Source organism: Microtetraspora fusca, from assembly GCF_001570365.1.
GTDB classification, from domain to species: Bacteria; Actinomycetota; Actinomycetes; order Streptosporangiales; family Streptosporangiaceae; genus Microtetraspora; species Microtetraspora fusca.
The window spans coordinates 77865-97139 of sequence record NZ_BBYK01000071.1; the positions used below are offsets into that span (position 1 = coordinate 77865).

20 protein-coding genes are annotated in these 19275 nt (G+C 72.1%); 13 read left to right on the forward strand and 7 right to left on the reverse strand.

Features of this window, described 5'->3' with window-relative positions; all coding sequences use genetic code 11:
* The first annotated feature begins 28 nt into the window (after positions 1-28).
* The 3 genes from AWQ68_RS33840 to AWQ68_RS33850 all read left to right on the forward strand — a co-directional run bounded on the left by AWQ68_RS33840 (position 29) and on the right by AWQ68_RS33850 (position 3426).
* Positions 29-1549, forward strand: coding sequence for a glycoside hydrolase family 3 protein (locus AWQ68_RS33840; RefSeq protein ID WP_066948662.1), 1521 nt, complete (start codon positions 29-31; stop codon positions 1547-1549).
* A gap of 112 nt (positions 1550-1661) precedes the next feature.
* Complete coding sequence (locus AWQ68_RS33845; protein ID WP_066948664.1) at positions 1662-2528, forward strand: SDR family NAD(P)-dependent oxidoreductase; 867 nt, start codon at positions 1662-1664, stop codon at positions 2526-2528.
* A gap of 76 nt (positions 2529-2604) precedes the next feature.
* On the forward strand, positions 2605-3426 hold the full coding sequence (locus tag AWQ68_RS33850; protein ID WP_066948667.1) for an ATP-grasp domain-containing protein: 822 nt from the start codon (positions 2605-2607) through the stop codon (positions 3424-3426).
* A gap of 144 nt (positions 3427-3570) precedes the next feature.
* Here the strand turns inward: AWQ68_RS33850 and AWQ68_RS33855 are convergent, their stop codons facing one another.
* Together AWQ68_RS33855 and AWQ68_RS41560 are read right to left on the reverse strand one after the other, a co-directional pair.
* A complete protein-coding gene (locus AWQ68_RS33855) occupies positions 3571-4725 on the reverse strand; it encodes an acyl-CoA dehydrogenase family protein (RefSeq protein ID WP_066948669.1) in 1155 nt (384 codons plus the stop codon).
* Complete coding sequence (locus AWQ68_RS41560; protein WP_084464698.1) at positions 4722-5387, reverse strand: flavin reductase family protein; 666 nt, start codon at positions 5385-5387, stop codon at positions 4722-4724. The genes AWQ68_RS33855 and AWQ68_RS41560 overlap by 4 nt, the downstream gene beginning before the upstream one ends.
* A gap of 951 nt (positions 5388-6338) precedes the next feature.
* Here AWQ68_RS41560 and AWQ68_RS33865 point away from each other — a divergent pair.
* The 3 genes from AWQ68_RS33865 to AWQ68_RS33875 all read left to right on the forward strand — a co-directional run bounded on the left by AWQ68_RS33865 (position 6339) and on the right by AWQ68_RS33875 (position 8635).
* Positions 6339-7091, forward strand: coding sequence for a GntR family transcriptional regulator (locus AWQ68_RS33865; protein ID WP_066948671.1), 753 nt, complete (start codon positions 6339-6341; stop codon positions 7089-7091).
* 247 nt (positions 7092-7338) lie between these two features.
* A complete protein-coding gene (locus tag AWQ68_RS33870; RefSeq protein ID WP_066948674.1) occupies positions 7339-7890 on the forward strand; it encodes a GNAT family N-acetyltransferase in 552 nt (183 codons plus the stop codon).
* A 64-nt stretch (positions 7891-7954) separates the two neighbouring features.
* Positions 7955-8635 (forward strand): copper homeostasis protein CutC, encoded by a 681-nt coding sequence (locus AWQ68_RS33875; RefSeq protein WP_066948677.1) that lies wholly within the window; start codon positions 7955-7957, stop codon positions 8633-8635.
* A gap of 42 nt (positions 8636-8677) precedes the next feature.
* Here the strand turns inward: AWQ68_RS33875 and AWQ68_RS33880 are convergent, their stop codons facing one another.
* Entirely contained in the window at positions 8678-9883 is a 1206-nt protein-coding gene (locus tag AWQ68_RS33880; RefSeq protein WP_066948680.1) for a DUF6986 family protein, read from the reverse strand.
* Between the two features lie 32 nt (positions 9884-9915).
* Positions 9916-11250 (reverse strand): FAD-dependent oxidoreductase, encoded by a 1335-nt coding sequence (locus AWQ68_RS33885; RefSeq protein WP_066948682.1) that lies wholly within the window; start codon positions 11248-11250, stop codon positions 9916-9918.
* 250 nt (positions 11251-11500) lie between these two features.
* Here AWQ68_RS33885 and AWQ68_RS44030 point away from each other — a divergent pair, with 250 nt between their 5' ends.
* On the forward strand, positions 11501-11977 hold the full coding sequence (locus AWQ68_RS44030) for a hypothetical protein (RefSeq protein WP_174554176.1): 477 nt from the start codon (positions 11501-11503) through the stop codon (positions 11975-11977).
* A 30-nt stretch (positions 11978-12007) separates the two neighbouring features.
* On the opposite strand, the gene AWQ68_RS33895 is transcribed toward AWQ68_RS44030, so the two are convergent.
* Complete coding sequence (locus AWQ68_RS33895; protein ID WP_066948685.1) at positions 12008-12988, reverse strand: acyl-CoA dehydrogenase family protein; 981 nt, start codon at positions 12986-12988, stop codon at positions 12008-12010.
* Between the two features lie 119 nt (positions 12989-13107).
* Between AWQ68_RS33895 and AWQ68_RS33900 the strand changes: the two genes are divergently transcribed.
* Both AWQ68_RS33900 and AWQ68_RS33905 read left to right on the forward strand, forming a co-directional pair.
* A complete protein-coding gene (locus AWQ68_RS33900; protein ID WP_157546106.1) occupies positions 13108-13773 on the forward strand; it encodes a hypothetical protein in 666 nt (221 codons plus the stop codon).
* 144 nt (positions 13774-13917) lie between these two features.
* Positions 13918-15660, forward strand: a complete 1743-nt coding sequence (locus AWQ68_RS33905; protein WP_157546119.1) for a proline--tRNA ligase — start codon at positions 13918-13920, stop codon at positions 15658-15660.
* 46 nt (positions 15661-15706) lie between these two features.
* Here the strand turns inward: AWQ68_RS33905 and AWQ68_RS33910 are convergent, their stop codons facing one another.
* Positions 15707-16174 (reverse strand): ferritin-like domain-containing protein, encoded by a 468-nt coding sequence (locus AWQ68_RS33910; RefSeq protein ID WP_066948689.1) that lies wholly within the window; start codon positions 16172-16174, stop codon positions 15707-15709.
* Positions 16171-16686 (reverse strand): hypothetical protein, encoded by a 516-nt coding sequence (locus AWQ68_RS33915; protein ID WP_066948692.1) that lies wholly within the window; start codon positions 16684-16686, stop codon positions 16171-16173. The genes AWQ68_RS33910 and AWQ68_RS33915 overlap by 4 nt, the downstream gene beginning before the upstream one ends.
* Positions 16687-16811: 125 nt before the next feature.
* On the opposite strand from AWQ68_RS33915, the gene rimP reads away from it, so the two are divergent.
* The 4 genes from rimP to AWQ68_RS41570 form a co-directional block, all read left to right on the forward strand.
* A complete protein-coding gene (gene rimP / locus AWQ68_RS33920; protein WP_066948694.1) occupies positions 16812-17312 on the forward strand; it encodes a ribosome maturation factor RimP in 501 nt (166 codons plus the stop codon).
* An 11-nt stretch (positions 17313-17323) separates the two neighbouring features.
* Entirely contained in the window at positions 17324-18325 is a 1002-nt protein-coding gene (nusA, locus tag AWQ68_RS33925; RefSeq protein ID WP_084464700.1) for a transcription termination factor NusA, read from the forward strand.
* Positions 18326-18365: 40 nt separating this feature from the next.
* On the forward strand, positions 18366-18605 hold the full coding sequence (locus AWQ68_RS41565) for a YlxR family protein (protein ID WP_245656370.1): 240 nt from the start codon (positions 18366-18368) through the stop codon (positions 18603-18605).
* A 189-nt stretch (positions 18606-18794) separates the two neighbouring features.
* Positions 18795-19275, forward strand: a 481-nt coding sequence (locus AWQ68_RS41570) for a translation initiation factor IF-2 N-terminal domain-containing protein (RefSeq protein ID WP_174554177.1), incomplete at its 3' end; no start/stop codon positions are given.

A 19275-nucleotide genomic window follows, 5' to 3' on the forward strand; every position in this document is an offset into this window, starting at 1 on the left:
AGGAAACTTTCCTATTAGATTGCGGGGCATGCGTGATCTGCTGCGCCTCGCCGACACTGTCATCCTGCCCGGCTTCCCCGGGACCGCGCCGCCCGACTGGCTGCGCCGGCGGCTGGCCGACGGCCTGGCCGGGGTCGTGCTGTTCTCGCGCAACGTCGAGAGCCCCGACCAGCTCGCCGACCTGACCGCGGCGCTGCGGGCGGAGAACCCGCGGCTCCTCGTCGGCATCGACGAGGAGGCGGGCGAGGTCACCCGGCTGGAGGCCCGCACCGGCAGCTCCCGTCCCGGCAACTACGCGCTCGGCGTCGTCGACGACGAGGAGCTGACCGAGCAGGTCGCCCGCGACGTGGGGCACGATCTCGCCGCCGCGGGCGTGAACCTCGATTTCGCGCCCGCGGCGGACGTCAACTCCAACCCCGACAATCCGGTCATCGGACTGCGGGCGTTCGGGGCGGACCCCGAGCTGGTCGCCCGCCACACGGCCGCCTGGATCCGCGGTCTCCAGTCCGCCGGGGTCGCGGCCTGCGCCAAGCACTTCCCGGGGCACGGGGACACCGCGGTCGACTCCCACCACGGCGTCCCCCGCGTCGCCGTCTCCCCGGAGGAGCTCGCGGAAGTGGAGCTGTGGCCGTTCCGGGTCGCGATCGAGCAGGGCGTCCGCTCGATCATGACCGGGCACCTTCTCGTCGCCGCCTACGACGACGAACTGCCCGCCACCCTCAGCCCCCGCATCCTGACCGGCCTGCTCAGGGACGAGCTCGGCTTCGACGGCCTGATCGTCACTGACGGGATCGAGATGGCCGCCGTGTCCGGCGCGTACGGGCTGGGCGGCGCGAGCGCCATGGCCGTGGCGGCGGGCGCGGACGCGGTGTGCGTGGGCGGGGAGAACTCCGACGAGGAGACGCTGGAGCACATCCGCCGCGCCATCGTGACCGCGGTCGTCGAGGGACGGCTGCCCGAGGAACGGCTCGCCGACGCCGCCCGGCGGGTCCGGCAGCTGGCGGACTGGCACGCCTCGGCCCCGGCCGCCGGGAACGGCGCGGGCGGCCACTCCTCCGGCGGGAACGGCGCGGGGGCCCCGGCGGAGATCGGGCTGGTGGCGGCGCGCCGCGCCATCCGGATCACCCGGCGCGCGGGTGCTCCCGACGTGCTGCCGCTCACGGAAGCACCGCACGTGGTCGAGCTGGCCCCCGAGACCAACCTCGCCATCGACCGGAACATGCCCTGGGGCACCGCGGAGCCGCTCGGGCGGATCCTGCCGGGCACCACCGCCACCCGGCTCCGCGAGGAGGACGTGGCCGACGGGGTGCCCCCCGAGGCGCTCGGCAAGGCGGCCGGGCGGCCGCTGGTCGTCGTCGTGCGGGACGCCCACCGCCACCCCTGGCAGATGGACACGCTGACCCACCTGCTCGCCGCCCGTCCGGACGGCGTGGTGGTCGAGATGGGGCTGCCGGGCCGTACGGACCTGGGGGCGGTGCACATCGCCACCCACGGCGCGGCGCGCGTCTGCGGTCAGGCCGTCGCCGAGGTGCTGACCGGCCGCGCCTGACCGGCCTCCTTTCCCCTCGTCACACCGTTTCTCAGACAGAGGTCTTCCGGCCCTGGACAGATCATCCGCGCTCCAGAACACTGTCGGGGATCACGGTGGAAAGGGTCGATAAATGGGGATCTGCGAGGGCCGGGTCGTCGTCGTGATAGGGGCCGGACGCGGCATCGGGCGCGCGCAAGCCCTGGAGTTCGCACGCCAGGGCGCGAAGGTCGTCGTCAACGATCCGGGCACGGGCCCGCACGCCGCCGCCCAGGGGGGCGGCCCGGCCCGCGAGGTGGTCGAGGAGATCCGCGCCCGGGGCGGTCAGGCCGTGCCGAGCTGCGACGACGTCGCGGAGTGGGACGGGGCGGCGCGCCTGGTCAAGACCGCGCTGTGCGCGTTCGGGAGCCTGGACGTGCTGGTCTGCGCCGCCGGATTCACCCGCGACAGCGCGCTGGTGTCCATGACCGAGGGCGACTGGGACGACGTGATGCGGTCCCACCTCAAGGGCTGCTTCCTGCCGCTGCGGCACGCCTCCGAGCACTGGCGGGAACGGGCCGCGGCCGGGCACCCCGCGGACGCCCGCGTGATCACCACCTCGTCCGGCGCGGGCCTGTACGGCAGCGCGGGCCAGGGCAACTACGCGGTCGCCACCGCCGGCATAGCCGCGCTCACCCAGGTGGCCGCCGCCGAGCTGGGGCCGTACGGCGTCACCGTCAACGCCGTCGCGCCGGGCGCGAGCCGTGACCGGGTGGCCGGGACCGTCGAGGCGGCCGAGAACGACGCGGCGGCCCTGACCGCCTGGCTCGGGTCGGCCGGGTCGCGGCACGTCACCGGCCGGGTGTTCGAGGTGGGAGAGGGCGCGATCTCCCTGGCGACCGGTTGGCGGCCGGGCCCCGGCGCGGGCCGGGACAAGTGGGACCGCGCCGATGTGGGCGCCGCCGTGGCCGGGCTGCTCGCCCACGCCCCCGTCCCCATGCCCGTGCACGGCTTCGCCTGACGTCCCCCGCGTGTCGCATCCGTCGAGACATGTCCGTACGATTTTTTCGGTACTGACACGACAGGATGGGAGCACGATGAAGGTCGCCTACGTCACCTTCGCCGACCCGCTGGGGCACGACGACGAGCGGGAGACCGCGCTCGCCGCCTGGCTGGGGGAGGGTGTCCAGGGTACGCCGGTGCGATGGGACGATCCGGAGGCGGACTGGGCGTCCTTCGACGCCGCGGTGGTCCGCTCCGCGTGGGACTACATCGAGCGGAGGGACGAGTTCGTCGCCTGGGCGCACCGGGTCGGCGGGCTGACCCGGCTGCTGAACCCCGCGTCGGTGCTCGAATGGAACACCGACAAGACCTACCTGCGCGACCTCGGCGTGCCGACCGTCCCCACCCACTGGAGCCACGAGGGCATCCCCAAGTGGGAGGAGTACGTCGTCAAGCCGGCGATCTCGGCGGGCGCGCGGGACACGATCCGGACCGCCGACCGGGCCGTGGCCGAGGCGCACGCCGCCCGGCTCGCCGCCGAGGGGCGGACCGTCATGGTTCAGCCCTACCTGGAGAGCGTCGAGCACGAGGGCGAGCTGTCGCTGCTCTACTTCGGGGGCGAGTTCAGCCACGCCGTACGGCGGCATCCGATGCTGGCCGGGGGCGGCGAGGAGCTCGACCTGAACAACAGGGCGACGCTGCGCGACCCGGACGTCGACCAGTTCGAGCTCGCCGAGCTGGTGCTGAGCAAGGTGTCCGAGCCTCTGCTCTACGCGCGCGTCGACCTCGTCCGGATGCCGGACGGCGAGCCCGTGCTGATCGAGCTCGAACTCACCGAGCCGTACCTCTTCCTCCGCTACGAGCTGGACGCCCCCGGCCTGTTCGCCCGCGCCCTGGCCGCGATGCTCCGCGGCTAGCTGACCGGTCCGGCACCCGGCCGGCCGCGGCGAACAACTGGGACGGCGGCTGTGCCGTGCCCGCCGATCGCGATCTCGGCGAGCTGGTCGACCAGCTCGCCGAGGCGCCGCGAGATCCGGACGCTGAGGTCCGCGACCCAGGTCCTAGCCGCGGGGCAGGCCGAGCGTGCGCTCGGCGATGATGTTGCGCTGGATCTCGCTCGACCCGGCGTAGATGGTGTCGGCCCGGCTGAAGAGGTACAGCCGCTGCAGGTCGTTCAGGTCGTAGGGCTCGCCGTCGGCGACCAGCCCGGCCCGTCCCTGTACGGCCTGCGCCAGCTCGCCCAGCCTGCGGTGCCACTCCGACCAGTAGAGCTTCGCGATCGACACCTCGGGACCCGGCTCGCCCGCGCTGAGGGAGGTCATCGTGCGCAGGGCGTTGAGGCGCATGATCTCCAGCTCCAGCCAGGACTGCGTGAGCCGGTCGCGCAGCACCGGGTCGTCGATCGCGCCGGACCTGCGCGCGGCCTCGATCACCGCGGCCAGCTCCCGGTGGAAGCCGATCTGCTGGCCGAGCGTGGACGCGCCGCGCTCGTACCCGAGCGTGGCCATCGCCACCCGCCACCCGTCGCCGGGCTCGCCCAGGATGTTCGCGGCCGCCGTACGGGCGCCGTCGAAGAAGACCTCGTTGAACTCGCCGGTGCCGGTCATCTGCGTGATGGGCCGGATCTCGACCCCCGGCTGGTCCATCGGGACCAGCAGGTACGACAGGCCCTTGTGCCTCTGCGAGCCCGGCTCGGTGCGGCACACGACGAAGCACCAGTCGGCGACGTGGGCGAGCGAGGTCCACACCTTCTGCCCGGTGATGACCCACTCGTCCCCGTCGAGTACGGCCTTGGTCTGGACGTTCGCGAGGTCGGAACCGGCGTCCGGCTCGGAGTAGCCCTGGCACCACAGCTCCTCGCCCCGCTGGATGGGCGGCAGGAACCGCTTCTTCTGCTCCGGCGTGCCGAAGTCGAGGATGGTCGGGCCGATCAGGCCCTCGCCGATGTGGCCGACCCGCGCCGGGGCGTTCGCCCGCGCGTACTCCTCGTAGAAGACGACCTGCTCGTCGAGCGACGCGTCGCGCCCGCCGTACTCGCCGGGCCAGCCGAGGCAGGTCCAGCCGGCCGCGCCGAGGTGGCGCTCCCAGGCGACCCGCAGCTCGTGGCCCTCGTGCTCGCGGCCCGGCCCGCCGAGGCCCCGCGCGTCGGCGAACTCACCGGTCAGGTTGGCCTCGAGCCACTCCCGGACCTCGTGTCGGAAGCTGTCTAGCGTCATGCGTGGAACCGTCCGTAATCTCCGCGGAAGAAGACGAGCGGATTGCCGTCCTCGTGCTTGTCGAGTCCATGGACGCGGGCCACCACGATGACGTGATCCCCGGCCGGGTGCTCGGTCTCGATCGTGCAGTCGAGCCAGGCGAGCGTGCCGTCGAAGACGGGACCGCCCGCGGGTGAGAGGCTCCAGGACAGGCCGGCGAACTTGTCCCCACCCCTGGCCGCGAGCCGGTCGCAGACCTCCCGCTGGGTTTCGGCGAGCACGTTCACGCACAGCCGGCCGGTCGCCTTCACCCGGGGCCAGCTCGTGCTGGTGTGCGCCACGCAGAACGCCACCAGCGGTGGGTCCAGGCTGACCGAGGCGAAGGAGTTGGCCGCGAGGCCGCACGGCTCGCCGGTCGCCTCGTCGATCGCGGTGACGGCGACGACTCCGGTGGCGAACCGGCCGAGGACGTTTCGGAAGTGCTTGCTGTCGGAGGGGGAGACGTGCTGCCCGTCACGACCGTGCCGTCCACCCGGGCGGGCGTCCGGCCGAACGCGGTGCCCGGCGGCCGAGGGCGGGGCGTGCTCGCCGACGGGGTGGCCGGGACCGGGGCCGGGACCGGGGCCGCGCGAGGTGGGACGTGCGGGGTCCGGCGTGATCACCCGGGCCGCGTCGGTGCTCATCCTGGCGCTTCCTCTCTCGGTCCCGCCCCTGTCCTGCGCTCACCTTAGCGAGCGCTTGGTTGGACGTGACGGCGACCCCCGCGGACATCGCGGCGACCCGCTCTGACCTCGACGTATCGGACGTGGCCCGGCCCTGGGAGGGCCGTGCCGTTCGGACGTGGAGGTGGCCCAGCGAGCCGGTGAGTCAGGGCGGCGCGCCCATCGACACGCGCTCGTACGCGGCCAGGCCTCCGCTGAATTTCAAGCCGATTCCAGCCCGCGCCATTCCCAATGTCCCTTATGGGGGATTTCTCCGGCCGCCGGTCAGCAGGGGAAGGAGCGGCTGGCAGGACGAGGCGGCGCCGATCTCCTCGGCGAGCGGCCGGTCCCCGCCGGTCAGCACGCCGGGCGTGCTGACGGTGTGATCGATGACGCGGCTGGTTCCGCTCCGCTCTCATGGCTCTTCGGCCGTCTGAGGCTCACTGCGGGCGGCGGACGAAGTGACGTGACGCGTCCTGGCGGGCGTGGGGGGCCCGCCAGGACACGTCACGCTCCGGGCGAGATGGTCACGACCCCGGCGAGGGTTGGGGTCGTGGCCATCGTTTATCGCACGGAGTCCCGTGGTGGCCGGTCGTCCTCGCCGGGACCGGCCGATCCCGTCCGATGGCGCATGGTCAGCGGTGCGGCGCCGGCGTCGCGCGCCCGACGCGTCCCGACGACTTCACCGACATTCCCGGTGAAGGCCCCGTACGCGTGCCAGGCGGTCAGTTCGGTAAATACCGACGGCACCGACATCCCGCTTCCGTTGCTCTGGTAGGTGTGGGGAGCCGTTCGCGGCGCCCCCGCTCCCATTCGATGGATTTGTACCAACGTTTGGATGATGCGCGGTCCGCCCGCTCAGGTCAAGTGGTTGTTTGCACAAAGACAGAGATCGTCTAAATTTGTTGGAACAAAAGGGTAGATTGAGGGAAAATGGCACGATCGTCGCTCTACCAGCAGGTGGCCGCCGAGCTACGGAAGGCCATCTACCTGGGGGCGCTCGGGCCAGGCGACCAGATCCCCACCGAGGCCGAGCTCATGGAGGCGCACCGGGTCAGCCGGAACACCGTGCGGCTGGCGCTCGGTGAGCTCGAGAACGAAGGCCTGATCCTCAGGATGCGCCGCCGCGGCACCTTCGTCCGCGAGCGCCGCCCGCTCCTCATCCGCCCCCAGCAGGAGTTGCTGTCCCTGAACACGGGCGAGCCCCGCATCGACGCGTTCGTGCACGCCGTCACCTCCGAGGGCCGCCAGGCCGGGCAGGACATCGAGGTGGCCATCGTCGAGCCGCCGGAGGACGTGGCGACCCGGCTCGCCCTCGCCGACCGGGCCCTCGCCGTCGTGCGCCGCCGCCTCCGCTTCGTGGACGGCCAGCCGTACAACACGAACGACTCCTACTTCCCGTACGCCATCGTCGCCGACTCGGAGATCGCCCGGCCCGGCGACATCAGGCGGGGCGCCAACCGGGTGCTCGAAGAGCTCGGGCACACGCAGGTCCGCGTCGTCGACGACATCTCCGCCCGGATGCCCACCCCCGACGAGTCGTCCCGTCTCCAGATCGAGCCGGGTACCCCTGTCGTCGTCTACGTCCGGGTCGGATACGACCCCGAGGACGTTCCCGTACGCGTCGCGGTTTCGGTGCTTCCCGCTGACAAGCACCTCATCAGATACGAGCTGGAAGCCCGATGACGCGCCACGGATCCCCCGTCGCCTGACGGGGCGTTCCCCCATGTTCCTCCCCGCGGGCGACCGCGGGGCCCGCTCGCCGTCGCATCAGTCACGGCCTGCCCCCTCCATGAGCTGGAGAAGGCCGCCATCCGGCGGGCGAACGCCGCTGGAAGGCCGCTCCCCCTAGACGCCCGCCGAGGCGGCGCGGAGGCGCACGCCCTCCATCGGTGACTTTCCGTGTTTGCAGCACCACAGAAAGGAATCGATCATGTCGTCCCGCATCCTCCTCCCCGGGAAGTTCACCCTCCGCCGGGCCGTCCCCGACGACCTGCCCGCCGTGCTGTCCCTGCTCGCCGACGCCGCGCGCTGGCTCGACTCCCAGGGCGTGCGGCAGTGGCCGGCCGACGGCTTCCCCGCCTCCCGGATCGAACCGCTCATCGAGGTCGGCGCGATGTTCGTCCTCGACGACGGCAGGGGCACGGCCGCGACCGTCGCGCTCGACGGCCACGCCGACCCCGAGTTCTGGGGGCGCGACGACCGTCCCGACACCGCACGCTACGTCCACAAGCTCGCGGTGAGCCGCGCGTACGCCGGAAAGGGGCTGGGCGAGGCGCTCCTCGACTGGGCCGGGCTGCGCGCGGCGGCCGACGGGAGACGCTGGCTGCGGCTGGACTGCTCCAAGGACAACCTCCGGCTGCAGCGCTACTACGCCGAGCTGGGGTTCCGGCACGTCAGGACGGTGGACCTGGCCCATCGGGCGTCGGGCGCGCTCTTCGAGCGCCCGGCGGGAGCCACTGTGACATCCGCCCGCACAAGGTAGCGATCTCAGCTGAACGGGGCGGATGCCGTACAGCGTGTCAAACGGACCGGCTACTGTTCGGTACATGACCGCACCGCTGCTGGAAGTGATCGCGCTGGACGTGCGTGACGCCGTGGCCGCCGAGGAGGGAGGAGCCGACCGGCTGGAGGTCGTGTCCGACATGGCCTCCGGTGGGCTCACCCCCTCGGCGGACGTGGTCGCCGCCATCGCCGAGGCGTGCTCGCTGCCCCAGATGGTGATGCTCCGCGGCAACGCGGGCTTCACGGCCACCGCCGAGGAGCTCGACGGCCTTCGCGAGGAGGCCCGCGAGCTGGCCAAGGCGGGCGCGGGCGGCTTCGTCTTCGGATTCCTCACCGAGGAGGGCACGGTCGATCTGGAGGCGACCGAGGCGCTCATCCACGCGGTGGCACCGCTCCCGTGGACCTTCCACCGTGCCGTCGACAACGCCGCCGACGTCCGGGCCGCCTGGCGTGCCGTACGGCTGCTGCCGAACCTGGCCACCGTCCTCACGTCCGGCTCCCCGAAGGGGGTCGGCGAGGGGCTCCCGGTGCTGCGCGAGCGCACCGACGCCGGGGACGGCGAGATCGTCATGGCCGGGGGCGGGCTCAAGGAGGAGCACGTCCCCGTGCTGCGCCAGTGGGGTGTGCGCGCCTTCCACGTCGGCAGTCCCGCGCGCGAGTCGTGGGCCCACCCCGTGGACCCCTCCCGCGTACGCGCCTGGCGCCACATCCTCGATCACGCTTGATCGCGAGGGACGAGTCCCGAGCTACGCCCGGAGGTCATCGCCTCAAGGGGCACCCCTAGCCTGGGCGGGATCCGACAGGGCGTGGTCGGCGCGTGCCAGGGCCGCCGTCATCGTCCTGATCGTGGCGGGCTCGTCCATGACGCCGCCGCCCGCCTCACGCCGCTGCTCCCAGGCATCCACCCGCGCGCTGTACTCCTCGTAGTGCGCGAGATGGAACGCGTACACGGTGGCGTAGCGGCTGACCAGATGCGAGGGGTGCATGTCCCAGCCCTGGTAGAAGCCGTTCGACAGCGAGTGCGCCACCAACCGGGCGTGCCGCGCCCACAGGGCGTGGACGTCCTTCGCCGAGTTCGACGCGGGGGAGGCGGCCAGCGAGCCGTCGGCCAGCTCCACCTCGGTCCCCGCGAACGCGATACGCATGATCTCCCTGGCGTGGTCGCACACGGGATGGTCGAGCCGCTGCTCGTGCGGCGGCAGCCCGCAGGCCGCGGTGTAGTCGAACACCCCGAAATGCGCGGCGGCCAGCCGTCCCCCGAGCGACGGCACCAGGTCGGCGGAGCGCAGCAGGAAGGCCACGGTCTGCGGGGCCTCGACCTGGATCTCGAACCGTAGGGCGCACTCCGGGAGGCCCGCCGCGCCCTCCAGCGCCTCCAGGCAGTGCGCGAACTGCCCGAGGTAGCCCTCCATCAGCACTTTCGGGAACGTGACCGTGAACCCCGGCGGCAGCGCGCCCGCCCGCCTGAGCACCTCCGTGACGAAGCCGTCGAGCGTCCTGACACTGCGTACGGGGTCGCCGTCGGCGAACGACTTCACCCGCAGGCCCCACCGGCGCGGCAGCGTGCCCGCCCGCGCCATCACCGCCACGGCCTCGGCGGCGCTTTCGACGTGCCGGTCCTCCTCGGCGTCGGGGCGCCGGCCGTACCCGTCCTCGAAGTCGATCCGCAGGTCCTCGACCGGCTCGCTCCGCAGCTTCCTGCGGACCCGATCGTGTACGGGCGCGGCCAGGTCAGGGTCGAGACCGCACAGCGCCGGCAGCTCCCCGGGGGAGAAGAGATGCTCGTGGAGCAGCTCGGTGGCCGCGCGTCCCCATTCGTCCACGGTGGTCGCGGTGACCTGGTCGGCGGGGACATACACCGTGTGCACCGGCTGCCAGGCCGGTCCCGCCCCCGAGAACCGGGCCGACTGCTCGCGGTAGGTCTCCTCGAAGCCCTCGATGAGGCCGGCCGGTTCGGGCAGGGTCGTCTTCATACATCGATCCTCGCAAAGCGCATGGGGCGAGGTCAGGAGGAGGCGCCCGCCGTGTCCCGGGGAACGCGGCCGCAGGCGGCCAGCATGGCGGGGCGGCCGACCAGCTTGACCCGCTCGCCCCGGCCCAGCGTGCGGGCCAGCTCGGTCTCGGCCGTCTCGATCGCGAGCCAGTCGTCGTACGTCACCGGTGTGATCCCGCGCGCGCTCAGCAGGTCATCCAGCTTGGCGATCGCGGCGCCGGGGACGGCTTCCGCGAGCAGGGTGCGCGCGGTCTCGGCGGCGTCGGACTTGTTGGTGCCGATCACGCCGGTCGGGCCCCGCTTGAGCCATCCGGAGACGTACTGGCGATCGGTTCCCGTGACCTTGCCCGCGACGTTGGGCACGGTCATGGTCCCGGCGTCGAACGGCACGCCGGGCAGCGCCACGCTGCGGTAGCCCACCGACCGGAGCACCATGTCCGCCGGGATGGTCTCGAACTCGCCGGTGCCGGTGACCCGGCCCTCCACCAGGCGGGTCCGCTCCAGCCGGAGGCCCTCGACCCGGGCGGTGCCGAGGATCTCGACAGGGCGCAGCCAGAAGCGCACGTCCAGCGCGCGCGGCCGGCCCGCCGGGATCCGCGTCGACCAGGACCGCAGCACCTCGACGTTCCCCCTGATCTGCCGGGAGAGCCCCTCGACGTCGGCGGCCTCGACCTCGTGCGGGAGAGTGCGGATGTCGGCGTTGGCCAGCTCGCCCAGCTCGCGCAGTTCCTTCAGGGTGAACTTGGCATGCTCGGGGCCCCGGCGGCCGATCATGTGGATCCTGCGGACGCGGGAGGCGGCGAGCCGGTCGAGCACCTCCTCGGGCACGTCGGTGCCGCGCAGCTCGTCGGCGGTCTTGGCGAGGATGCGGACCACGTCCACGGCGACGTTGCCGACGCCGATCACCGCGATCTCCTCGGCGTCGAGCGTGAACGCGTCGGAGGGGACGTCCGGGTGGCCGCAGTACCAGTTGACGAAGTCGGTGGCCGCCACGCTGCCCGGCAGGTCCTCGCCCGGGACGCCGAGGTGCCGGTCCACCATCGCCCCCGTGCAGTAGACGACCGCGTCGTAGCAGGCCAGCAGGTCGTCGGCGGAGACGTCCGCGCCCAACTCGAGGCCGCCGAGGAAGCGGATGCCGGGCGTTTCGAGGACCCGTCGCAGGTAGCCCGCGATCGACTTGATGGACGTGTGGTCGGGGGCCACGCCGTACCGGACGAGTCCGTAGGGGGTGGGCAGCCGTTCGAGCACGTCGATCTCGATGGGCTCGCCGGACTGCTTGGACAGGGCCTCGGCGGTGTAGATCCCGGCCGGACCCGATCCCACGATCGCCACGCGCAACGTCACCATGGCCTCCAGGGCAGGCGTCCTTTACGTGATTCTTTACCACGCGGGCCCCGTAGGGCCAGGTGGGCCGCGCCACCGCCAGGGTATGTCTTTCCCCCGCCTCGCCTCGCCGTACGGCACCGCCGCGCACTACGGGGATATGTCGTGAATGAGGGGTTGCGTGGGGTTGCTGTGACGATCAAAGTTGATCCTCGTGGGCAAAAGGCGGAGAAACCCCGGGACGCACCAGCGGTCGGATGGCACGCTCCCAGACATGAGGGGATTCCGTAGGAGGCTGCCCGACGCGCGTCCGGAGGACGGGCCGCTGTCGGAAGCGCGGCGCTACGAGGCGCTCGGCCGGGTGCTCGCCGCGCTGTCCGGAGACGCGGAGATGCGCGACGCCTGCCGCGACCTGACCTGGTGGCAGGCGGCGGACGAGAGCTGGCACATCGAGTGGGGCGACGGTCCGTACGCCTCGGAGGTGGCCGACCTGGTCGTCGGGCGGCTCCGAGAGGCGGTGCCTGACGCGGGCCTGGCCGCGCCGTCCGGCCCGGGCACGCGCACGGAGGCGAACATCGACGTCATGGGCATCGGCTTCCTGCTGCACGCGGTCGATCCGCTCGGGCTGGAACGCCTGCGCACCACCCCGGGCCTGTGGCGGATGGCCGCCTCGATCAGCGCCGTCGACGACGGGGAGCCGGCAGGGCGCGGCGGCTCCCGCAGGCACTGGGAGGAACTGCTCGGCGGCTGACCGCCACGGACCCCGCCGATCAGAGCGTGATCAGAGGACGGACCGGGCCAGCCGCGCCCGGTGTGCCTGTGGCGGCCCGAAGAGCTGGGCGTCGGAGGTCGCGCGCTTGAAGTAGCGATGTGCGTCGTGCTCCCAGGTGACGCCGATGCCGCCGTGGACCTGGATGCTCTCACCGGCCGCCGAGAGGTACGCCTCGGTGCAGTACGACCCGGCGATCGCGGCGTAGACGGCCAGTTCGTCGGCGGGAGCCGCGCAGGCCTGGTAGGCCGCCGAGCGGGCCGACTCCACCTGGAGCAGCACGTCGGCCAGCTTGTGCTTGATCGCCTGGAACGAGCCGATCGGGCGGCCGAACTGGTGCCGCTGCTTGGCGTACTCCACGGCCGACTCCAGGCAGTGGGCCGCGCCGCCGACCTGCTCGGCCGCGAGCGCCGCGACGCCCATGTCGCGCACCCGGTCGCGGGCGCCCGCGTCCCCGATCCGCCGGACCGGAACGCCGTCGAAGGTCAGCTCGGCCAGCGGCCGGCTCTGGTCCATGGTGACGAGCGGCCGGCGCGCGGAGGGCGCCGCCTCGACCAGGGCGTCGCCGACGTAGGCCAGCACCACCTCGCCGTCCAGCGCGTACGGCGCGACGCCGCTCAGGAGTCCCCCCTCCACGGACAGTTCCGCCTCGTCGGGGAAGATGACGGTTGCGGTCACGCTCCCGTCGGCGATGCCGGGTAGCAGGCGCTCCTTGGCGTCGTCGTCTCCCGACTCGCCGATCGCGGCGACGGCCAAAACGGCGGTGGAGAGATAGGGGAGCGGCGACAGCGCCCGGCCGATCTCCTCGCAGACGACGGCCGCCTCGGCGAGTCCGCAGCCGGCGCCGCCGTACTCCTCGGGGACGGCCAGCCCGGCGACCCCGAGTTCTCCGGCGAAGCGGCGCCACGTGGTCTGGTCCGCCGCGCCGGGGTGGGCGTCGAGGAAGGATCGTACGGCGGCTCGCAGCTCGCGCAGTTCATCAGAAGAGGTCACGCGGGCAGCATAACAAGCGTTTGCTTGCCACCCATTACCTTCCCTATGGGGATTTTGTCCCGTTTTGAGGGATATATATACTGCTTGTTGCCACTTTCGTATGGTTTTCGGGGGATCGAGTGGCTGTGGCCTTGGACGAGTTCCGGCGTCGCGCGGCGGGCGACCTGCCGGGTGACTTCGCTGATCTGGAGCGGTGGGAGCACCGCATCCAGCGCGACATGCTGCTCGGACTCGCCATGGGCGTGGTCGCCGGGGCGCTCGCCGCGGTCTCCGTCAGGTTCGCCCCCGCGCAGGTGTCGGCCGCCGCGGACCCCTACCTCGTGGTCGCCGTCGTGATCCTGGCCGGACGCCTGTCGCTCGGGTTCGGCTGGGCGCTGGTCAACTGCACCCTCACCGCGTTCGGCGCGCTGATCTCGCGCATCGTCTGCGTGGCCGTCATCGGCGGGCAGTCCCCTCTCGACGGCGGCGTGGCCGACTCCCTCAACCGCCTGCTGTTCCTCATGGTCCTGAGCGGCGTGCTCGCCTCCCTCACCCGGCTGAGCGACATGTGGGGCGACGTCGCCGCCGGCGGCCTCGCCGTGCTCTTCCTGGTCGACGACGTGGACGGCTACCTGAACCTGCTGAAGGGCGCGGTGCTCCCGGTGTGGCAGTGGGCCGCGGGCGCGGCGCTCGTGCTCGGCCTGGCCTGCGCCCTGTGCCTGCGCCCCACCCTGCCGAGCCGGCTGCGCGCCTCTGGGGTCGCCTTCGGGCTCGTCGTGGTCTACACGCTGACCGCCGCGTTCTAGCCATGTTCCGGATCCGGACGAAGATCGACGGTGGAGATCACGGCGGAGCCTGGGGATAACGGCGGGCGCTTCGCGGCTGGGAGTCGATAGCCTTAGCACATCGTCTCTCTCATGAGATCTCCCATCACCGAGCGAGGAGTAGCCGTGCTGCTGCGTATGTCGACCCTGTTCCTGCGCACCCTGCGTGAGGATCCGGCGGACGCGGAAGTGCCGAGCCACAAGCTGCTCGTCCGCGCCGGCTACGTCCGGCGGGTGGCCCCCGGCATCTACTCCTGGCTGCCGCTCGGCAAGATCGTCCTGGAGAACGTCACCCGCGTGGTGCGCGAGGAGATGAACCGGATCGGCGCGCAGGAGGTGCTCTTCCCCGCGCTGCTGCCCCGCGACTACTACGAGGCGACCGGCCGCTGGACCGAGTACGGCGACACGCTCTTCCGCCTGAAGGACCGCAAGGGCTCCGACTACCTCCTGGGTCCCACCCACGAGGAGATGTTCACCGACATGGTGAAGGGGGAGTACTCCTCCTATAAGGACTATCCGGTCACCCTCTACCAGATCCAGACGAAGTACCGCGACGAGGCCCGGCCCAGGGCGGGCATCCTGCGCGGACGCGAGTTCGTCATGAAGGACTCCTACTCCTTCGACCTCGACGACGACGGCCTCAAGCACTCGTACGAGCAGCACCGCGAGGCCTACATCCGCATCTTCGACCGGCTCGGCATCGACTACCGCATCTGCTTCGCCATGTCCGGCGCCATGGGCGGCTCGGCCTCCGAGGAGTTCCTCGCGCCCTGCCCCACCGGCGAGGACACCTTCGTCGCCTGCCACAACTGCGGATACGCCGCGAACGCCGAGGCGGTCACCACGCCCGCGCCGCCCGCCGTGACGGCCGAGCAGCCCGCCCTCCGCGTCCTCGACACGCCCGACACCCCGACCATCGAGTCGCTGGTCGAGTACGTCAACGAGCACCACGGGCTCGGGATCACCGCCGCGGACACCCTCAAGAACATCGTGGTGAAGGTCCGCACCCCCGGCTCCGACAAAGCCGAGGTCCTCATCGTCGGCGTGCCCGGCGACCGCGAGGTCGACTTCAAGCGTCTGGAGGCGGCCCTCGCCCCCGGCGTCCCCGAGATCTTCGAGGCCGAGGACTTCGCCCGGCACCCCGGGCTCGTCCGCGGCTACATCGGCCCGCAGGTGCTCGCGTCGCTGGGCATCACCTACCTCGTCGATCCGCGCGTCGTCGCCGGCTCCGCCTGGGTCACCGGCGCGAACGAGCCCGGCAAGCACGCCGCCCACGTCGTCGCCGGCCGCGACTTCCAGGCGGACGGCACCATCGAGGCGGCGGAGGTCCGGGCCGGCGACTCCTGCCCCCGCTGCGCGCACCCGCTGTCCATCGACCGCGGCATCGAGATCGGCCACATCTTCCAGCTCGGCCGCAAGTACGCCGACGCCGTCGGGCTCGACGCCCTCGGCCCCGACGGCAAGCCGATCCGCGTCACCATGGGCTCGTACGGCGTGGGCGTCTCGCGCGCCGTCGCCGTGCTGGTCGAGCAGCGGCACGACGCCCTCGGCGTGGCGTGGCCGCGCGAGATCGCGCCCGCCGACGTCCACATCGTCGGCACCGGCAAGGAGAACCAGATCGAGGTGGCGACCCAGATCGCCGAGGAGCTCGAAGCGCGCGGCCTGCGCGTCCTGGTGGACGACCGCCCCGGCGTCTCACCCGGCGTGAAGTTCAAGGACTCCGAGCTGCTCGGCATGCCGACCGTGCTGATCGTGGGCCGTGGCCTGGCTCAGGGCGTCGTGGAGCTGCGCGACCGCGCCACCGGCGCCAAGGAGGAGATCCCGCTCGCCGAGGCCGTGGAGCGCGTGCTCGCGGCCTGCCGGGCCTGACGTACCCGAGGCATCGCCCGGTCCGGCACGGCCGGACCGGGCGTACTCATGGGGAGGCCGCGGGCACCGGTGTCGGCTCGGTCTTGACCGGCGGCGACCCGGTGGTGCGCTCCGCCGGCATCCCGGGGAACGCGACCACCGCGGGCTGCCAGTCGTACGCGCGGGTGGCGCCCTCCTGCATCGCCTGGGCGGCGAGCCGGCGCAGCGAGGCGTCCCCGTCGGCGGCGAGCTCCAGATAGGCGGCGACGACCCGCTCCTCGATCAGCACCGCGAGCCGTACGGCGTCGTCCTTGTCCTTCACGTCGAACGGGAGCGGGTAGGCGGGGTCCGCCTCCGGCGGCGTGCCGCCCCGCCGCAGGATCAACGCGCGCAGCCGGTCGCGGCGCGCCCGGTGGGCGTCGAACCCGGCCGTCGCCTTCGTGCGCAGCGCTCCGCCGGTCTTGCCGCCGATCACTCCATAGGCGTACACGGCGGCGTGCTCGGCGGAGAGCACCTTGTCGAGCCGGTCGGTCATCGCAGCCTCCCGAGGGCGACCACGTGCACGGCCTCGCAGGCGCCGATGCTGGCGATGAGCTGGGACAGGACAGGGGAGGCCGCCTCCATCTGCCCGGGTCGCGCGGCCGCCGCGCGTCGTTCCGCGCCGCGCAGGCCGGCCAGCGAGACGGCGGACGCCGACGGTGACGGCGACCCGGACGGTGCCGCACCGGACGGATCCGCGGACGCGGGGGCGGACGCCTCCGCGCCCTGCGGGAGCATGCGGCGCAACGCGGCCAGATGGGCCAGATGGCGCTGCTCGAACGGCTGCAGCTCGGCGGCCAGCTTCGTCAGGGAGAGCGCGGCCCTGCGGTACAGGGCGACGGTCTCCTCCTTGTCCGCGATCAGCGACCTGAGCAGCAGCGTCTCGGGATCGGGAGGCCCCGGCACGCGGGGTTTCACGGCGGGGGACGACGAGCAGCCCGAGACGAGCATCCCGGCCGCCGCGGCGCCTAGCAGTGAGCGCCTCGTCAGCGTCGATCCTCCATCCACGACACAGCATCGTAAGGGGGGAGGCACCGTAGTCGGGGCCAGGCGTCGCGCTCTTTCCGCCCCGTGGTGTCGATAGGCTGTTGGCACATTCGGCGAGGTACGCCATTTGAATCAGGGAGGTCGGCATGGGCGAGGATGCTCGACGCGGCCGCCTTTTGGAGCTGCTCGGCCCGTTGATCACCGCCGAGGGGCTCGATCTGGAGGACGTGACGATCACTCCGGCGGGCAAGCGGCGGCTGGTCCGCGTGGTGGTGGATCGCGACGGCGGCGTGAGCCTCGACGACGTGGCGGAGGTCAGCCAGGCCGTCTCCAAGGAGCTTGACGAGACCGACGTGCTGGGCGGCAGCCCGTACGTGCTGGAGGTCACCTCGCCGGGAGTCGACCGGCCGCTCACGGAGCCGCGCCACTGGCGGCGGGCCCGCGGTCGGCTGGTCAAGGCCGACCTGCGAGACGGCTCCTCCGTCGAGGGACGGGTGACCGGCGTCGACGAGTCCGGCGTGGAGCTGGACGGCACGCGCCGCATCGATCTTGTGGACCTGGCCAAGGGGCGGGTCCAGGTGGAGTTCAACCGGGCGGACGACGACCACGGTGAAGATCTCGATGGCGACATCGAGGACGAGGGCTAAGGGGGAGCCTTGTGGACATTGACATGAGCGTCCTGCGCAGCCTGGAGCGGGAAAAGGACATCTCCTTCGACCTCGTCGTCAAGGCGATCGAGGACGCGCTTCTGATCGCCTACTTCCGCACCGAGGGCGCGGCGCAGAAGGCCAGGGCCGAGCTTGACCGCGCCACCGGTCACGTGACCATCTGGGCGGCGGAGCTGGGCGAGGGCGGTGAGGTGCTGAGGGAGTACGACGACACCCCCGGCAACTTCAGCCGCATCGCCGCGACCACGGCCAAGCAGGTGATCCTGCAGCAGCTGCGCGACGCTGAGGACGAGATCAACTTCGGTGAGTTCGCCAGCCGTGAGGGCGAGCTCGTCGCCGGGATCATCCAGCAGGGCAAGGATCCGCGGGTCGTCCTGGTCGACCTGGGGAAGATCGAGGCGATCCTGCCCCACGCCGAGCAGGTCCCCGGCGAGGAGTACACCCACGGCGAGCGGATCCGCTGCTACGTGGTGCAGGTGAAGAAGGGGCCGAAGGGGCCGTCGGTGACGCTGTCGCGGACGCACCCCAACCTGGTGAAGAAGCTCTTCGCCCTTGAGGTGCCCGAGATCGCCGACGGCACGGTGGACATCGCCGCCATCGCCCGCGAGGCCGGCCACCGCACGAAGATCGCCGTACGCTCCCGCAAGGGCGGCGTGAACGCCAAGGGCGCCTGCATCGGCCCGATGGGTTCGCGCGTGCGCAACGTGATGACCGAGCTGCACGGCGAGAAGATCGACATCATCGACTGGTCGGAGGACCCGGCGGAGTTCGTGGGGAATGCCCTGTCGCCCGCGCGTGTTTCCCGTGTCGAGGTGGTCGACGCGGAGGCGCGCGTCGCCCGGGTGATCGTGCCCGACTACCAGCTCTCGCTGGCGATCGGCAAGGAGGGGCAGAACGCCCGCCTCGCCAACCGGCTCACCGGGTGGCGCATCGACATCCGGCCGGACACCCAGGAGGCACCGGCCGATCCCGCTGATGCGTCGGCAAGGTAAGCTGGAGCATGGTGGCCAGGCGGCCCCGCTGAGAACATGCGTGGGCTGCCGGGTTCGCACGGTCAAGTCCGAGCTGCTCCGCCTGGTCGTGGTCGAGGACGTCATCGTCCCCGACGTGCGAGGACGGCTTCCTGGGCGAGGTGCGTCGCTGCATCCCGCGCCGAGTTGTCTGGAGCTCGCGATGCGTCGCCGGGCGTTCTCTCGTGCCTTCCGCACCGGGAGAACGCTCGATGTGACGCGTCTGCGTGACTACCTCGCGGGGCTTGACGCCCGGCGCTGACCGGGTGAATGGTTACCAATTGCCGATCCCACGGTAGGCATGGGGTCGGACGAACTGTCATGTAAGGGACGCCGAGTTGATGGGCGGAGTCAGATTGCTATGAGCGCCTGATGAGCACGCGGCGATGAGTACGTCTAGGTAGCGACGGTCCGGCGGCCAGCCAGCCTCCCGGGCCGAGTAGGGAGTGCAGTGGCGAAGGTCCGGGTATACGAGCTCGCCAAGGAGTTCGGAGTAGAGAGCAAGGTCGTGATGGCCAAGCTCACCGAGATGGGCGAGTTCGTGCGATCGGCGTCCTCGACGATAGAGGCACCGGTCGTCCGCAAGCTTACGGAGGCGTTCGGTAAGGGCGACTCCTCAAGGGGCGGCAAGTCGTCTCCCCGTCCGGCGCAGCCTCCGCGGCCCGCGCCGAGGCCGGCCGAGGGCCAGGCCGGTGGCGCGACGGCGCCTGTTTCCCAGTCTCCGGACGCCGGTGTCAGGCCGGTCCCCAAGCCGGGCCCGCGGCCCGCGCCCCGTCCGGTTCCGATGCCTCATCCGACGCAGCCCGCGCCCGAGGCGGCGCGTCCGGCGCCGCAGCGCCCGCAGGCTCCGCGGCCCGACGCTCCTCGGCCCGAGGCCCCGCGTCCGGCCGCGTCCGGCCCCCGTCCGGGTGGCGCCGCGCCGAAGCCGGGCC

Coding starts and splice junctions, on each gene's coding strand:
- AWQ68_RS33840 (WP_066948662.1), top strand. CDS start 29: ATGCGTGATCTGCTGCGCCTCGCCGACACTGTCATCCTGCCCGGCTTC.
- AWQ68_RS33845 (WP_066948664.1), top strand. CDS start 1,662: ATGGGGATCTGCGAGGGCCGGGTCGTCGTCGTGATAGGGGCCGGACGC.
- AWQ68_RS33850 (WP_066948667.1), top strand. CDS start 2,605: ATGAAGGTCGCCTACGTCACCTTCGCCGACCCGCTGGGGCACGACGAC.
- AWQ68_RS33855 (WP_066948669.1), bottom strand. CDS start 4,725: ATGACGCTAGACAGCTTCCGACACGAGGTCCGGGAGTGGCTCGAGGCC.
- AWQ68_RS41560 (WP_084464698.1), bottom strand. CDS start 5,387: ATGAGCACCGACGCGGCCCGGGTGATCACGCCGGACCCCGCACGTCCC.
- AWQ68_RS33865 (WP_066948671.1), top strand. CDS start 6,339: ATGGCACGATCGTCGCTCTACCAGCAGGTGGCCGCCGAGCTACGGAAG.
- AWQ68_RS33870 (WP_066948674.1), top strand. CDS start 7,339: ATGTCGTCCCGCATCCTCCTCCCCGGGAAGTTCACCCTCCGCCGGGCC.
- AWQ68_RS33875 (WP_066948677.1), top strand. CDS start 7,955: ATGACCGCACCGCTGCTGGAAGTGATCGCGCTGGACGTGCGTGACGCC.
- AWQ68_RS33880 (WP_066948680.1), bottom strand. CDS start 9,883: ATGAAGACGACCCTGCCCGAACCGGCCGGCCTCATCGAGGGCTTCGAG.
- AWQ68_RS33885 (WP_066948682.1), bottom strand. CDS start 11,250: ATGGTGACGTTGCGCGTGGCGATCGTGGGATCGGGTCCGGCCGGGATC.
- AWQ68_RS44030 (WP_174554176.1), top strand. CDS start 11,501: ATGAGGGGATTCCGTAGGAGGCTGCCCGACGCGCGTCCGGAGGACGGG.
- AWQ68_RS33910 (WP_066948689.1), bottom strand. CDS start 16,174: ATGACCGACCGGCTCGACAAGGTGCTCTCCGCCGAGCACGCCGCCGTG.
- rimP (WP_066948694.1), top strand. CDS start 16,812: ATGGGCGAGGATGCTCGACGCGGCCGCCTTTTGGAGCTGCTCGGCCCG.